Below are 13,467 nucleotides of genomic sequence, written 5' to 3'. Positions count from 1 at the left end.
ATCCAATGTAGGATGGTCTCCTGACCGTGAGCAGGAGGCCATCCCCATGTACGAGCCGATCCGCACCAAGTCGGTCCACTCGATGGCCGACCAGGCGCAGTACCCGCACCGAAGCCGCGAGGAGGAGCTGGACATCCAGCTCGCCGGGCACCTCGCCGCCCTCCTCGCCGTCACCGACGAGCTCGGGCTCGAAGCGCCCGCCGAGGCCATCGCGGCCCAGGTGTCACGGCTCCGCGGCGCACCGCCCGCCCGCCATGCCGCACTGACCCACGCCGACACCACCGCCCTCCACCAGCGCGCCCTGGCCCTCGCGGGCCGCGCCCTGGTCGTCGCCGCGTCCCGCGCCGACACGGCCGCCGCGATCCTGTCCGCCGAGCGGATGGACGCCCACACGGCCGCCCTGAAGAGCCGCGATCTCGTCGGCGCCCCCTGAACGGCCCCGGTCCACGGCCGGGGAGGCGCGTGGACCGGGTGCCACCCACATCGGCTCAGCGCGTGACGTACACCGTCGCCGACGCGCTGCTGCCCGTGTGCAGATCGTCGCCCTCGTACGACACGGTGTAGGTCACATCGCGCCGTGAGCGGGGCATGTCGTCGATCGTGAACGTGCCGTCGGCCGCGACCGGGACCGAGGAGAGCGACCCCGTGCCCAGCCGGTCGGTGCGCTGGACGGCGAGCGTGACGCCGGCGGGGAGGGCGCGCCCCTGGGCGGTCAGCTTGCCGGTGATCCGCACGCCGCCGCTCATGGTGGCCTCCTGGGGAGCCGTGAGCGCGATCGACGTCGGCGCCTTGGCCACGTCGACGGTGATCGAGACGTCCTCGGCCGGGCGGTGCGTGATGTCGCCGAGGAAGGAGAGGGTGTACGTGGCGCTGCCGACGGCGTCGGGTACGTCCAGGACCGTGAAGGTCCCGTCGGCGGCCACCTCGGCGGCGGCGAGCCTGCGGGTGCCGTCGGCCGTGGTGCGTACGGCGGTGACCTCGACCGGCTCGGCCGGTGCGGGGCCGTCCAGTTCGAGGCGGCCGCGGATGCCGACCGGTTCGCCGACGACGGCCTGGGCCGGGGTGTGCGTCAGTGCGCCGCTGAAGCGGGTGTCGTACTGGGCGGCCGGCGGCTGGATGACGTGCAGCCAGAAGGCGTTGCCGAACGCGTTGGTGGTGACGGCGAACAGCCGGGAGCCGTCCCTGGACCACTCGAGGCCGCGGTTCACGACGCGGGAGCCGTCGAGGTCGCCCTCGAACGCGAACTCCATCGCCGTGGAGCCGTTCGCCGGGTCCGCGGGCTGGATCAGCAGATCGGGCGTGCTGCCGGCGGCCGACGCGCCGCGCGCCACGTACGTCCCGTCACCGCTGAACGCGACGGCCGACGAGGTGGCGCCCTCGGGCAGCGGCTGGTAGACGCCCGCGTCCGAGAGGTCACCCGAGTCGAGCAGGCGGGTGCCGTAGGCGGCGTCGGCGACCGCGAGGCGCTTGCCGTCCGCGCTGACGGCGATGTCCTTCAGGTCCAGCGCGCCCTTGCCCTCGGCGTCCGCGAAGCGGCGGGCGTCGCCGCGCACGGGGTTGTCGCCGGTCGTGTCGAAGGACGTGAGGAACGGGTTGGTGGCGCCCGCGTTCTTCGCCTCTCCCATGAACAGCCGGTCCGGGGCGCCGGCGCCGGTGGCCAGCAGCTGCTTGCCGGCCGTGTTCCAGTTGGTGCGGGAGTTGGCGCCGTTCACGACGGAGTCCAGATCGGTCCGGGCGGCGCCACAGTCGCTCTCGTACCACGTGTACGTGGTGGTGTGCCAGCGCTTGGTGCCGGTCACGGCCAGTTCGCGGCCGCAGCTGTCGCTGTACACGGAGGTGCGGGCGGTCTCCGCCAGGGTCAGGGTGTTGTACGCGCCGATCGAGGTGCCTTGCCCCACGTAGAGCGTGGAGCCGTCCTCGCTCAGGGCGAGTCCGGAGGCGCGGGTCGTCGTGGTGAACGAACCCACCTTCTGGCCCTGGAAGTTGTACGCGATGACGGTGCCGCCGTACTGCGCGGAGTACGACCGGTCGGAGACGAAGACGCGCTGGTGGACCGAGTCGACCACGATGTCGGAGAACGACGAGAACGGCAGCTTGGCGACCACGTCGGACGCCTCTGCCGCATGCGCGGCGGGAGCCGCGAGGACGAGGCCGCTGCCGCTGATCGCGACGGCGGCCACCATCGCGGCCAGTCGCCGCCGGGTGTACTGAAACGTGCTCAACTATGCCCCCCACAGGCTCAGTTCGCTTCATTGTCGAACATGAAGATCCCATGGAACCTGTGAGCACACTGTGGACACAAGACGCCGCGCCAGGATTTCGCGAAGAGTGCGGCCCCCGGAGTCTGAGGGGACTCCGGGGGCCGTCTTCACGTGGCGGATCGTTCGTGACCCCACAGGTCAGGGCGGATGTCGGGCGTACCCGCCACGCGGCTCAGGGGGGCCGGCGCGTCAGCCCAGGCGGGCGACCAGCGCGCGGTACTCGTCCCACAGCTCCTTGGGCGTGTGGTCGCCGAAGGTGTTGAGGTGCTCGGGGACCAGGGCGGCCTCCTCGCGCCACACGTCGGCGTCGACCTTGAGCAGGAAGTCGAGGTCCTCCTCGGGCAGGTCCAGGCCCTCGGTGTCGAGCGCGTCCCGCGTCGGCAGGATGCCGATGGGGGTCTCGACGCCCTCGGCCTTGCCCTCCAGGCGCTCCACGATCCACTTCAGGACGCGGCTGTTCTCGCCGAAGCCGGGCCACACGAACTTGCCCGCGTCGTTCTTGCGGAACCAGTTCACGTAGTAGATCTTCGGCAACTTGGACTGATCGGCGCTCTTGCCGACCTTGATCCAGTGGGCCATGTAGTCACCCATGTTGTAGCCGCAGAACGGCAGCATCGCGAACGGGTCGCGGCGCAGCTCGCCGACCTTGCCCTCGGCGGCGGCGGTCTTCTCGGAGGCGACGTTCGCGCCGAGGAAGACGCCGTGCTGCCAGTCGAAGGACTCGGTCACCAGCGGGACGGCGGAGGCGCGGCGGCCGCCGAAGAGGATCGCCGAGATCGGCACGCCCTTGGGGTCCTCCCACTCGGGCGCGATGATCGGGCACTGCGAAGCGGGGACGGTGAAGCGGGCGTTGGGGTGGGCGGCCGGGGTGTCGGAGTCCGGCGTCCAGTCGTTGCCCTTCCAGTCCGTGAGGTGCTTGGGCGACTCCTCGGTCATGCCCTCCCACCAGATGTCGTTGTCGTCGGTGAGCGCGACGTTGGTGAAGACCGCGTTGCCCCACAGGGTCTTCATGGCGTTGGCGTTGGTGTGCTCGCCGGTGCCGGGCGCGACGCCGAAGAAGCCGGCCTCGGGGTTGATCGCGTAGAGGCGGCCGTCCTCGCCGAACCGCATCCAGGCGATGTCGTCACCGATGGTCTCCACCGTCCAGCCGGAGATCGTGGGCTCCAGCATGGCGAGGTTGGTCTTGCCGCAGGCGGACGGGAACGCGGCGGCGACGTACTTGGCCTCGCCCTGCGGCGGGGTCAGCTTCAGGATGAGCATGTGCTCGGCGAGCCAGCCCTCGTCGCGCGCCATGACGGAGGCGATGCGCAGGGCGTAGCACTTCTTGCCGAGCAGGGCGTTGCCGCCGTAGCCCGAGCCGAAGGACCAGATCTCACGGGTCTCGGGGAAGTGCGAGATGTACTTGGTGGAGTTGCACGGCCACGGAACGTCCTCCTGCCCCTCCTCGAGCGGCGCGCCCAGCGTGTGGACGGCCTTGACGAAGAAGCCGTCGGTGCCGAGCTCGTCGAGGACCGGCTGTCCCATGCGGGTCATGGTGCGCATGGAGACGGCAACGTAGGCGGAGTCGGTGATCTCGACGCCGATCGCGGACAGCGGCGAGCCGAGCGGACCCATGCAGAACGGGACGACGTACATCGTCCGGCCCTTCATCGAGCCGCGGAAGATGCCCTTCTCACCCGCGAAGAGCTCTTTCATCTCCGCCGGGGCCTTCCAGTGGTTCGTGGGGCCGGCGTCCTCCTCCTTCTCGGAGCAGATGAAGGTGCGGTCCTCGACGCGGGCGACGTCGGTGGGGTCGGAGGCGGCGTAGTACGAGTTGGGGCGCTTGATCGGGTCCAGTTTCCTGAAGGTCCCCTTGGCCACCAGCTCCTCGCACAGCCGCTCGTACTCGGCTTCGGAGCCGTCGCACCAGACGATCTCGTCCGGCTGCGTGATCGCCGCGATCTCGTCGACCCAGGCGATCAGCTTCTGGTGGTGGGTGGGCAGGGGAGCCGCGATGTCGCGCGCCACGATCGCTCCTAAATGAGGGGTTATGGGTTGTTGCCCCGTGGGGGCTGCGACCCGGATGCTTCGGCCGTTTTGTGGCTGGCGCTCATCCGGTGCCGACCGCACTCATCTGATCATCGATGCCGAATGCGCATATGTCCAGAGGACCTCTCACGTGAGCATCACCACTCGCGCGTGAGCATGGCCACTCCGGCCCGTGACCTACGGGCACGTAGGTAACATGCCGGGCATGACTGCAGCCGTGCCCGACGTGACGGAGATGGACCCTCCCCCTGGGCCCGGCGGGCCCGGGAGGTGCCCCCAACCGGTGAAGCCGAGGCTGCGGGGCTGGCTGCATGCCGGAATGTTCCCCGCCGTCCTGATAGCCGGAGTGGTCCTCACCGCGCTCGCGGACTCGCCCCGCGGGCGGATCGCCTGTGCCGTCTATGTCCTGACCGCCTGCCTGCTGTTCGGCGTCAGCGCGCTCTACCACCGGGGCACATGGGGCCCGCGGGCCACCGCCGTGCTGCGCCGGCTCGACCACGCGAACATCTTCCTGATCATCGCGGGCACCTACACCCCGCTGACCCTGCTCCTGCTCCCGATCTCCACGGGCCGGATCCTGCTCTGGGCGGTGTGGGCGGCGGCGCTGGCGGGCATCGCCTTCCGGGTGTTCTGGGTCGGCGCCCCGCGCTGGCTGTACACGCCCTGCTACATCGCGATGGGCTGGGCCGCCGTGTTCTTCCTGCCCGACTTCCTGCGCGAGGGCGGCATCGCCGTCCTCGTACTGGTCGTCGTCGGCGGCCTGCTCTACAGCGCGGGCGGCGTGATCTACGGGATCAAGCGGCCGAACCCGTCACCGCGCTGGTTCGGGTTCCACGAGGTCTTCCACTCCCTCACCCTCGCGGCGTTCATCGTCCACTACGTCGGGATCTCGCTGGTCGCGTACCAGCACTCCTGACCGCGCCCGCACGCCGCGGTCAGTACACCGTGTCCTGCTGGTCGGGAACGACCGAGGCGTCGTCGCGGCGCACCGGGCCGCTCGTGCCGTCCTCGTTCACATAGCCCGTGGTGGCGCAGGGATACGGGTCGGCCTTGCGCTGCTTCGGCTCGATGAACATCGGATTGATCAGCCAGCGGCCGTCGGCGTTGTCGTAGGCCTGGCACATCACCTCGTTCTTGTTGCGGTTGAGCACCAGCCGCAGGCCGGTCGCGTCGCGCAGGAAGGTGACGTCGGTGTCGGAGTCGCCGGCGGCGAACACCTGGCGCCGGGCGACGGGCAGCGGCTGCTCGGCGGCGGCGCCCTCGACGCCGTGGACCACCTTGTTGATCCAGCAGCGCTTGCCGTCGATGTACGTGATCACGGAGTCGTCGCCGTCCTCGGCCGTGCCGCAGCCCTGCAGGTGCGCGGTGATACGGCCGCGTTCGACGACGCTGCGGATGCCGATCGCGTGCGAGGGGTCGACTCCGGCACCGCGCGCCCAGACGTCGACGACGGGCTCGGGCGATGCGGAGGTGATCCACACGTCGAAGCCGGACCGCTGGAGGGTACGGATCAGATCGCGCTGCTGGTCGTAGTAGCGGATCCAGCCGGTGACCCGGGAGCTGCCGACCTGCTGCAGGGCGCCGACCGGGGCCTTCAGGTTCTCGCTGCGGGCGGCGGCGGCGAACTCGCGCACCTGGCCGGGCGTCCAGCCGTTCATGAGCTGGGCGAGCCAGGCGTACTGGGGCTCCATCCGGCGGTGGTCGAAGCCCGCGAAGGCCGCCTCGCCGCCGGTGGTCTCGCCCTCGCCGTAGACGGAGCCCAGCTCGTCGGCGCAGCGGGTGCCCGCGGGAGTGGAGGTGGGCAGGGGACGGCCCGCCGGGGTGGCGGCGCCGCAGGCGGCGGAGAGTGCGTCGGCGGCGGGACGGGTGAGGTAGCGGCTGGTGGTGCGCCAGTCCTTGCCCGCGGGCTGGCGGACCTTGTCATGGCGCAGCAGCCAGAAGAAGGTGGCGTCGCCGACGTCGTTCTTGATGACGGTGTTGTCCCAGTCGAAGACGGCAACCGGCGCGCCGGCCGTACGGTCGCGCGGGCCGTCCTGCTCGCCGCCGCACCGCCCGTAACGGTCGATGAGCTGCTGGAGCCTCGCGCGGTTGTCGTCGTACCAGCCCTCGGAGTCGGCCAGTACGGGGCACGCGCGGGCGGCCGTGTCCGGCGAGGCCCCCGCGACGGCAGGACCGCCGGACGCGAGGCCTCCGCCCACCACGGCGAGGGCCGCTGCGGCCACCAGCACACGACGACGCCTGGTACGCCTGGTCAACATGAAAACGCACTCCTGTCGAATGGTCGATCGCGGCGGACGGTACGGACGGCAGCCGGGCTTTGTGCGAAGCCCGGCTGCCGTCGGGGGTGCGGAGGCGGTGCGGGGGGACTCCCTACAGCGGGGTGACGTAGGCGCCCGCGATGCCGCCGTCGACCAGGAAGTCGGCGGCGTTGACGAAGGACGAGTCGTCACTGGCGAGGAAGGCGACAGCGGCGGCCATCTCCTCCGGCTCGGCGAAACGGCCGACCGGCACGTGCACGAGACGGCGGGCGGCCCGCTCCGGGTCCTTGGCGAACAGCTCCTTCAGGAGGGGCGTGTTGACCGGTCCCGGGCACAGGGCGTTCACGCGGATGCCCTCGCGGGCGAACTGCACGCCGAGCTCGCGCGACATCGCGAGCACGCCGCCCTTGGACGTGGTGTACGAGATCTGCGAGGTCGCGGCCCCCATCCGGGCCACGAAGGACGCGGTGTTGATGATCGAGCCCCGGCCCTGGCGCTGCATGTAGGGGATGGCGGCCTTGCAGCACAGGTAGACCGAGGTCAGGTTGACCTCCTGGACGCGCTTCCATGCCTCCAGGCCGGTCACGAGGATCGAGTCGTCGTCGGGCGGCGAGATGCCCGCGTTGTTGAACGCGATGTCGACGCTGCCGTAGGTGTCGTACGCCGTCTTGAACAGCGCCTCGACCTGCTCCGCGTCGGTGACGTCCACCTGGACGAACGTCCCGCCGACCTCGTCGGCCGCCGCCTTGCCCGCGGCCACGTCGATGTCGGCGCAGACGACGTTCGCGCCCTCGGAGGCGAGGCGGCGGGCGGTGGCGAGGCCGATGCCGCTGCCGGCTCCGGTGACGACGGCGGTACGGCCGACCAGGCGGCGGCAGACTGGGGTCTCGGTCATGCTCAGTTCTCCTCGGTGCTGATGAAGACGTTCTTGGTCTCGGTGAAAGCGGCGAGGGCGTCGGGGCCCAGTTCCCGGCCGAGACCGGACTGCTTGTAGCCCCCGAACGGGGTCCAGTACCGGACGCTGCTGTGCGAGTTGACGGACAGGTTGCCCGCCGCGACCCCGGCGGAGACGCGCAGCGCGCGGCCCACGTCGCGGGTCCAGATGGAGCCGGACAGGCCGTACTCGGTGGCGTTGGCGAGCCGTACGGCGTCGGCCTCGTCCTCGAAGGGGAGGACGACGGCGACCGGGCCGAAGATCTCCTCCACCGCCGCGCGGTCGTCGGGGCGGCCTTCGAGGACCGTCGCCGGGTACCAGAAGCCCTTGCCGGCCGGCGCCTCGCCGCGGATGGCGACGGGCGCGTCGTCGGGGACGTAGGACCGTACGGTCTCCAGCTGGGCGGCGGAGATCAGCGGGCCCATCCGGGTCGCGGGGTCCGCCGGGTCGCCGGCCGTCCACGCCGTCACCGCGGGCTCCAGCAGCTCCATGAAGCGGTCGTAGACACCGCGCTGGACGAGGATGCGGCTGCGGGCGCAGCAGTCCTGGCCGGTGTTGTCGAGGAACGAGCCGGGCGCGGCGGCCGCGGCCTGCTCGATGTCGGCGTCGGCGAAGACGATGTTGGGGCTCTTGCCGCCGAGTTCGAGGGTCACGCGCTTCACGCTGTCGGCGCACTTGGCCATGATCTGCTTGCCCACCGAGGTGGAGCCCGTGAAGACGACCTTGGCGATGTCCGGGTGCTCGACGAGCGCGTTGCCGGCGACCCGGCCGGTGCCCGGCAGGACCTGGAACAGGCCTTCGGGCAGCCCTGCTTCGAGGCCCAGTTCGGCGAGGCGGATCGCCGTCAGGGGCGTCAGCTCGGCGGGCTTGAGGAGGACGGCGTTGCCCGCGGCGAGTGCCGGGGCGACGCCCCAGGAGGCGATCGGCATCGGGAAGTTCCACGGCGCGATCACGGCGACGACGCCGAGCGGCTCGTGGAGGGTGATGTTCAGGCCGCCCGCCACCGGGATCTGGCGGCCGTTCAGCCGCTCGATGCCGCCCGCCGCGTACGCGAAGAGGTCGCGGGCGTTGCCCGCCTCCCAGCGGGCGTTGCCGATCGGGTGGCCCGCCTCGGCGACCTCCAGTCGGGCCAGCTCGTCGACATGGTCGTCGATGACGGCGGCGAAGCGGTGCAGCATCCGGGCCCGGTCGCCGGGGGCGACGGCCGCCCAGCCCTGCTGGGCCTTCACCGCGCGGGCGACGGCGGCGTCGACGTCCGCCGGGGTCGACGCGGTGACGGTGGCGACGACTTCCTCGGTCGCCGGGTTCAGTACGTGGTGCTCAGACACAGCGGGTGAGTCCTTTACATGCGCTCGAAGGACCGGAACCGCTCCCAGTCCGTGACGGCGGAGTCGTAGGCGTCCAGCTCGACGCGGGCCATGTGGAGGTAGTGCTCGACCACGTCGTCGCCGAAGGCGGCGCGGGCGATCGGCGACTGCTCCCACAGGTCGGCGGCGTCGCGCAGGGTGGTGGGGACGTGCTGCGCGTCGCCCGTGTAGGCGTTGCCGGTGCACGCCTCGGGCAGTTCCAGCTCGTGCTCCACGCCGTGGAGCCCGGCGGCGACCATGCCGGCGACCGCGAGATACGGGTTCACATCACCTCCGGGGAGGCGGTTCTCGAAGCGGTGGGAGGGGCCGTGGCCGATGACACGCAGCGCACAGGTGCGGTTGTCGGGACCCCAGGCGACGGCGGTGGGGGCGAAGGACCCGGTCCTGAAGCGCTTGTAGGAGTTGATGTTCGGCGCGTACAGCAGCGTGAAGTCGCGCATGGCGGCGATCTGTCCGGCGAGGAAGTGCCGCATGAGCTTGGACATGCCGAACGGGCCGTCGGCGTCGGCGAGCACGGGGTACCCGGCCTCGTCGCGCAGCGACAGGTGGATGTGGCAGGAGTTGCCCTCGCGCTCGTCGTACTTCGCCATGAAGGTGAGCGACATGCCCTGCTGCGCGGCGATCTCCTTGGCACCGGTCTTGTAGACGGAGTGCTGGTCGCAGGTGGTGAGCGCCTCGTCGTAGCGGAAGGCGATCTCGTGCTGGCCGAGGTTGCACTCCCCCTTCGCCGACTCGACGGTCATGCCCGCCGCGCCCATCTCGTTGCGGATGCGGCGCAGCAGCGGCTCGACACGCCCCGTGCCGAGGACCGAGTAGTCCACGTTGTACTTGTTCGCGGGGTTCATGTCGCGGTAGCCGCGGGTCCAGGCGTCCTCGTAGGTGTCCTTGAAGACCATGAACTCCAGCTCGGTGCCGGCGTACGCCGTCCAGCCGTGCTCGCCGAGCCGGTCGAGCTGGCGGCGCAGGATCTGGCGCGGGGAGGCGACGACCGGCGATCCGTCGTGCCAGGCCAGGTCGGCGATCACCAGCGCGGTGCCGGCGTCCCACGGGGTGCGGCGCAGGGTCGCGTTGTCGCCGTGCATCGCGAAGTCGCCGTATCCGCGCTCCCACGACGACATCGCGTAGCCGTCGACGGTGTTGAGGTCGACGTCCACCGCGAGGAGGTAGTTGCAGCCCTCGGTGCCGCGCTCCAGGACGTCGTCGAGGAAGAAGTGGGCGGCGAAGCGCTTGCCCTGGAGCCGGCCCTGCATATCGGTGAAGGCGAGGACGACTGTGTCGATTTCCCCGGTGTCGACGAGCCTTCTCAGCTCGTCCACGGAGAGCGGGGGTGTGCGGTCGGACACGGGTTTGCCTCCTGGCGTCGGTCGGGAGATCTGGGAGTTCCGCTGGGGCGGGCCGTCTCCCAGGGGGCGCTGCACCGGCTGCCATAAGGTATGCACAGGAACCATTGAATGGGAAGAGGATCCGGCGAACGACCTCCGGGAAGCTGTCGCGACGGAACGACCGAGACTGGTTCCGCCCCCACGAGCCGTGACCAATCGTTGACCGAACAGGTCTTGCGCTCCCGCCCTGCCGCAGCAAAGGTGTGGCGTCAAACCTTTGACTCGAGGCAGGGAGCGGCTCATGGCCGATGGAACCGACTCGCGTATCGCAGCACCGTCCCCGGCGCCGCCCGGTGGCACGACGTCCCCGCCGCCCGGTGGCACGGCCTCCCCGGCATCCCCGGCGTCTTCGGCGTCTTCGGCGTCTTCGGCGTCTTCGGCGGATGCTTATCTCGAGCGGCGGACGCTGCGCCGCGGCAGCGCGGGCTGGCTGCTGCTGACCGGCCTCGGCGTCGCCTATGTCGTCTCCGGCGACTTCGCGGGCTGGAACTTCGGACTGGCGGAGGCCGGCTTCGGCGGTCTCGCCATCGCCGCCGTCCTGATGGGCCTGATGTACACCTGTCTCGTCTTCGCACAGGCCGAGATGGCCTCGGTGCTCCCGACGGCGGGCGGCGGCTACGGCTTCGCCCGGCGCGCGCTGGGCACCTGGGGCGGATTCCTCACCGGCACCGCCATCCTCATCGAATACGTCCTGGCCCCCGCCGCCATCGCCATCTTCATCGGTGACTACGTCGAGTCGCTGCACCTCTTCGGCCTGGAGTCGGGCTGGCCGGTCTACCTCGCCTGTTTCGTCCTCTTCATCGGCATCCACCTGTGGGGCGTGGGCGAGGCCCTGCGGTTCAGCTTCGTCGTCACCGGCATCGCGGTCGCCGCGCTGATCGTCTTCGCTCTCGGCGCCGTCACCGAGTTCGACGCTGGCCGGCTCAACGACATCCCGGTGGACCACAGCGCCTTCGGCGCGAACACGTGGCTGCCGTTCGGCCTGTTGGGCATCTGGGCGGCGTTCCCGTTCGGCATGTGGTTCTTCCTCGGCGTCGAGGGCGTGCCGCTGGCCGCCGAGGAGACCCGGGACCCGGCGCGTTCCCTGCCCAAGGCGATGGCCCTGTCCATCGGCATCCTGCTCGTGCTCGCGGTGGTGACCTTCCTCGTCACCACCGGCGCACGCGGCTCCGCCGCGGTGCAGGACGCCGGGAACCCGCTGGTGGCCGCACTCGAGGGCGACGGCGGCCCGACCGCTCTGAGCCGGTTCGTGAACTACGCGGGCCTGGCCGGTCTCGTCGCCTCCTTCTTCTCCCTCATCTACGCCGGCTCGCGCCAGCTGTTCGCGCTCTCCCGCGCCGGATACCTGCCGCGCTTCCTGTCTCTGACCAGCCGCCGCAAGGCCCCCTACCTCGGCCTGCTGGTGCCGGGCGCGCTCGGCTTCGCGCTGGCCGCGGGCACCGGCGACGGCGCGCGGATGCTCAACGTCGCCGTCTTCGGCGCGACGATCTCGTACGCGCTGATGGCCCTCTCCCACATCGTGTTGCGGCGCCGCGAGCCCGATCTGCCCCGGCCCTACCGCACGCCGGGCGGCATCGTGACGTCCTCGGTGGCGCTGCTGCTCGCGTGCGCGGCCCTGGTGGCGACCTTCCTGGTGGACAAGGAGGCGGCGTTCATCGCGTTGGGCGTCTACGTCGTCGCCGTCGCCTACTTCGCCCTCTACAGCCGGCACCGCCTGGTCGCGTCCGCTCCCGAGGAGGAGTTCGCCGCGCTGGCGGCGGCCGAGGCCGAGCTCGAACGGACGTGAACGACGTGCACGTGTCCAAGCCGCTCATCGGCGTCAGCACCTACCTGGAGACGTCCGTGCGGTGGGGCGTGTGGGACCAGCCCGCCGCCGTCCTGCCGGCGGCCTACCACCGCCTCGTACAGAACTCGGGCGGGCTCGCGGCACTCCTGCCGCCCGACGACCCGGCCGCCGCCGAGGCGGCGGTGGCCCGGCTCGATGCCGTGGTCGTCGCGGGCGGGCCGGACGTCGAGCCCGTACGGTACGCCGCCGAGCCGCACCCGATGACCGGGCCGCCGGCGGTGGCGAGGGACGCCTGGGAGCTGGCCCTGATCGAAGCGGCGCTGGCCGCCGGGAAGCCGCTGCTGGGCATCTGCCGGGGCATGCAGCTGCTGAATGTCGCGCTGGGCGGCACACTCGTCCAGCACCTGCCGGACCGGGTGGGCAACGACGGGCACTGCGGTGTGCCCGGGGTGTTCGCCGAGCACCTGGTGAAGCCCGTGGCCGGCACCCGGCTGGCCGCGGCCCTGCCGGAGGCGGTGGCCGTGCCCACGTACCACCACCAGGCCGTGGACCGGCTCGGCCACGGGCTCGTGCCGTGCGCCCACGCCGAGGACGGCACGGTCGAGGCGATCGAGCGGGGCGTGCCGGGGACGGCGGCGGGCGGATTCGCGCTGGGCGTCCAGTGGCACCCGGAGACCGGTGACGACCTCCGGGTGATGCGGGCGCTGATCGCCGCGGCCCGGTCCCGGTAGCCCGTACCGGCGGCGCGGCCGATGGCCGAGAATCGTTCCCATGGCCGCCACCGCACGCACCCCGCTCGCGCAGCAGCCCCCGATGGGCCTGCGGGAGCGCAAGAAGCTCAAGACCCGCATCGCGATCCGCAAGGCCACGTACCGGCTGATCGCCGAGCAGGGCTACGAGGCGACCACCGTCGAGCAGATCGCCGCGGCCGCGGAGGTCTCCCCGTCCACCGTCTTCCGCTACTTCCCGGCCAAGGAGGACATCGTCCTCACCGACGAGTACGACCCGGCGATGGTGGCCGCGCTGCGCGCCAGGCCCGCGGGCGAGGCGCCGATCGCCTCCCTGCGGGCCGTCCTCACCGAGGCGGTCTCCTCGGTCGCCGAGCACGAGCCGGAGGAACTGCGCCTGCGGACTCGGCTCATGACGGAGGTCCCGGCGCTGCGGGCCCGGATGACCGAGACGCTGGCCGAGACCTCGCAGATGCTCGCGGCACCGATCGCCGACCGGGCCGGGCGTGAGTCCGACGACCTGGAGGTCCGGGTCTTCACGGCGGCGGTGATGGGGGCGCTGCGCGAGACGATGCTGTACTGGGCGGAGGGGGGCCAGCGGGAGGACCTGGTGGGGCTGGTGGACCGCACGCTGGATGCGCTGGAGCGCGGACTGAGGTTGTGAGGCGGGGGCGGGCTCGCTGCGTTTTCCCCACCCCGCCCCTTTCCCGAAACTGGGGCTTC

The 13,467-nt window shown here is 71.3% G+C and carries 11 protein-coding genes; 5 read left to right on the top strand and 6 right to left on the bottom strand.

All coding sequences use genetic code 11. The features are described from left to right. The first annotated feature begins 46 nt into the window (after window positions 1-46). Window positions 47-433 carry a hypothetical protein gene (locus ACF08N_RS07965; RefSeq protein ID WP_392323713.1) on the top strand — a complete coding sequence of 129 codons (387 nt, stop codon included), beginning with the start codon at window positions 47-49 and terminating at the stop codon, window positions 431-433. 55 nt (window positions 434-488) lie between these two features. Here the strand turns inward: ACF08N_RS07965 and ACF08N_RS07960 are convergent, their stop codons facing one another. Together ACF08N_RS07960 and ACF08N_RS07955 are read right to left on the bottom strand one after the other, a co-directional pair. Continuing rightward, window positions 489-2,222, bottom strand: coding sequence for an Ig-like domain repeat protein (locus ACF08N_RS07960; protein ID WP_392323712.1), 1,734 nt, complete (start codon window positions 2,220-2,222; stop codon window positions 489-491). Between the two features lie 228 nt (window positions 2,223-2,450). Next, window positions 2,451-4,268: a phosphoenolpyruvate carboxykinase (GTP) gene (locus ACF08N_RS07955; RefSeq protein ID WP_392323711.1), complete on the bottom strand. Its 1,818-nt coding sequence runs from the start codon at window positions 4,266-4,268 to the stop codon at window positions 2,451-2,453. Window positions 4,269-4,494: 226 nt separating this feature from the next. Between ACF08N_RS07955 and ACF08N_RS07950 the strand changes: the two genes are divergently transcribed. Then, the gene (locus tag ACF08N_RS07950) at window positions 4,495-5,205 is read left to right on the top strand and encodes a hemolysin III family protein (RefSeq protein ID WP_392323710.1); all 711 of its coding nucleotides are present in this window, start codon (window positions 4,495-4,497) and stop codon (window positions 5,203-5,205) included. Window positions 5,206-5,224: 19 nt separating this feature from the next. Here the strand turns inward: ACF08N_RS07950 and ACF08N_RS07945 are convergent, their stop codons facing one another. The 4 genes from ACF08N_RS07945 to ACF08N_RS07930 form a co-directional block, all read right to left on the bottom strand. Beyond that, the gene (locus ACF08N_RS07945) at window positions 5,225-6,547 is read right to left on the bottom strand and encodes an HAD family hydrolase (protein ID WP_392323709.1); all 1,323 of its coding nucleotides are present in this window, start codon (window positions 6,545-6,547) and stop codon (window positions 5,225-5,227) included. 112 nt (window positions 6,548-6,659) lie between these two features. Next, window positions 6,660-7,442 (bottom strand): 3-oxoacyl-ACP reductase, encoded by a 783-nt coding sequence (locus ACF08N_RS07940; protein ID WP_392323708.1) that lies wholly within the window; start codon window positions 7,440-7,442, stop codon window positions 6,660-6,662. Window positions 7,443-7,444: 2 nt separating this feature from the next. Then, a complete protein-coding gene (locus tag ACF08N_RS07935) occupies window positions 7,445-8,809 on the bottom strand; it encodes an aldehyde dehydrogenase family protein (RefSeq protein WP_392323707.1) in 1,365 nt (454 codons plus the stop codon). A 14-nt stretch (window positions 8,810-8,823) separates the two neighbouring features. Further along, window positions 8,824-10,191: a glutamine synthetase family protein gene (locus ACF08N_RS07930; RefSeq protein ID WP_392323706.1), complete on the bottom strand. Its 1,368-nt coding sequence runs from the start codon at window positions 10,189-10,191 to the stop codon at window positions 8,824-8,826. Between the two features lie 280 nt (window positions 10,192-10,471). Here ACF08N_RS07930 and eat point away from each other — a divergent pair, with 280 nt between their 5' ends. Genes eat through ACF08N_RS07915 form a run of 3 tightly spaced genes read left to right on the top strand, consistent with a single transcriptional unit; the run spans window position 10,472 to window position 13,408 of the window. Next, window positions 10,472-12,016 (top strand): ethanolamine permease, encoded by a 1,545-nt coding sequence (gene eat, locus ACF08N_RS07925; protein ID WP_392323705.1) that lies wholly within the window; start codon window positions 10,472-10,474, stop codon window positions 12,014-12,016. After that, window positions 12,013-12,747, top strand: coding sequence for a gamma-glutamyl-gamma-aminobutyrate hydrolase family protein (locus tag ACF08N_RS07920; RefSeq protein WP_392323704.1), 735 nt, complete (start codon window positions 12,013-12,015; stop codon window positions 12,745-12,747). The genes eat and ACF08N_RS07920 overlap by 4 nt, the downstream gene beginning before the upstream one ends. A 40-nt stretch (window positions 12,748-12,787) precedes the next feature. Then, window positions 12,788-13,408, top strand: coding sequence for a TetR/AcrR family transcriptional regulator (locus tag ACF08N_RS07915; protein WP_392323703.1), 621 nt, complete (start codon window positions 12,788-12,790; stop codon window positions 13,406-13,408). Window positions 13,409-13,467: the final 59 nt, after the last annotated feature.

This window comes from Streptomyces sp. NPDC015127 (assembly GCF_043080095.1).
In the GTDB taxonomy this organism is placed as follows: Bacteria; Actinomycetota; Actinomycetes; order Streptomycetales; family Streptomycetaceae; genus Streptomyces.
Note: the sequence above shows the minus strand (reverse complement) of the source record. Positions and strands in the feature narration are given on the sequence as shown.

Coding starts and splice junctions, on each gene's coding strand:
- ACF08N_RS07945 (WP_392323709.1), bottom strand. CDS start 6,547: ATGTTGACCAGGCGTACCAGGCGTCGTCGTGTGCTGGTGGCCGCAGCG.
- ACF08N_RS07965 (WP_392323713.1), top strand. CDS start 47: ATGTACGAGCCGATCCGCACCAAGTCGGTCCACTCGATGGCCGACCAG.
- ACF08N_RS07940 (WP_392323708.1), bottom strand. CDS start 7,442: ATGACCGAGACCCCAGTCTGCCGCCGCCTGGTCGGCCGTACCGCCGTC.
- ACF08N_RS07915 (WP_392323703.1), top strand. CDS start 12,788: ATGGCCGCCACCGCACGCACCCCGCTCGCGCAGCAGCCCCCGATGGGC.
- eat (WP_392323705.1), top strand. CDS start 10,472: ATGGCCGATGGAACCGACTCGCGTATCGCAGCACCGTCCCCGGCGCCG.
- ACF08N_RS07950 (WP_392323710.1), top strand. CDS start 4,495: ATGACTGCAGCCGTGCCCGACGTGACGGAGATGGACCCTCCCCCTGGG.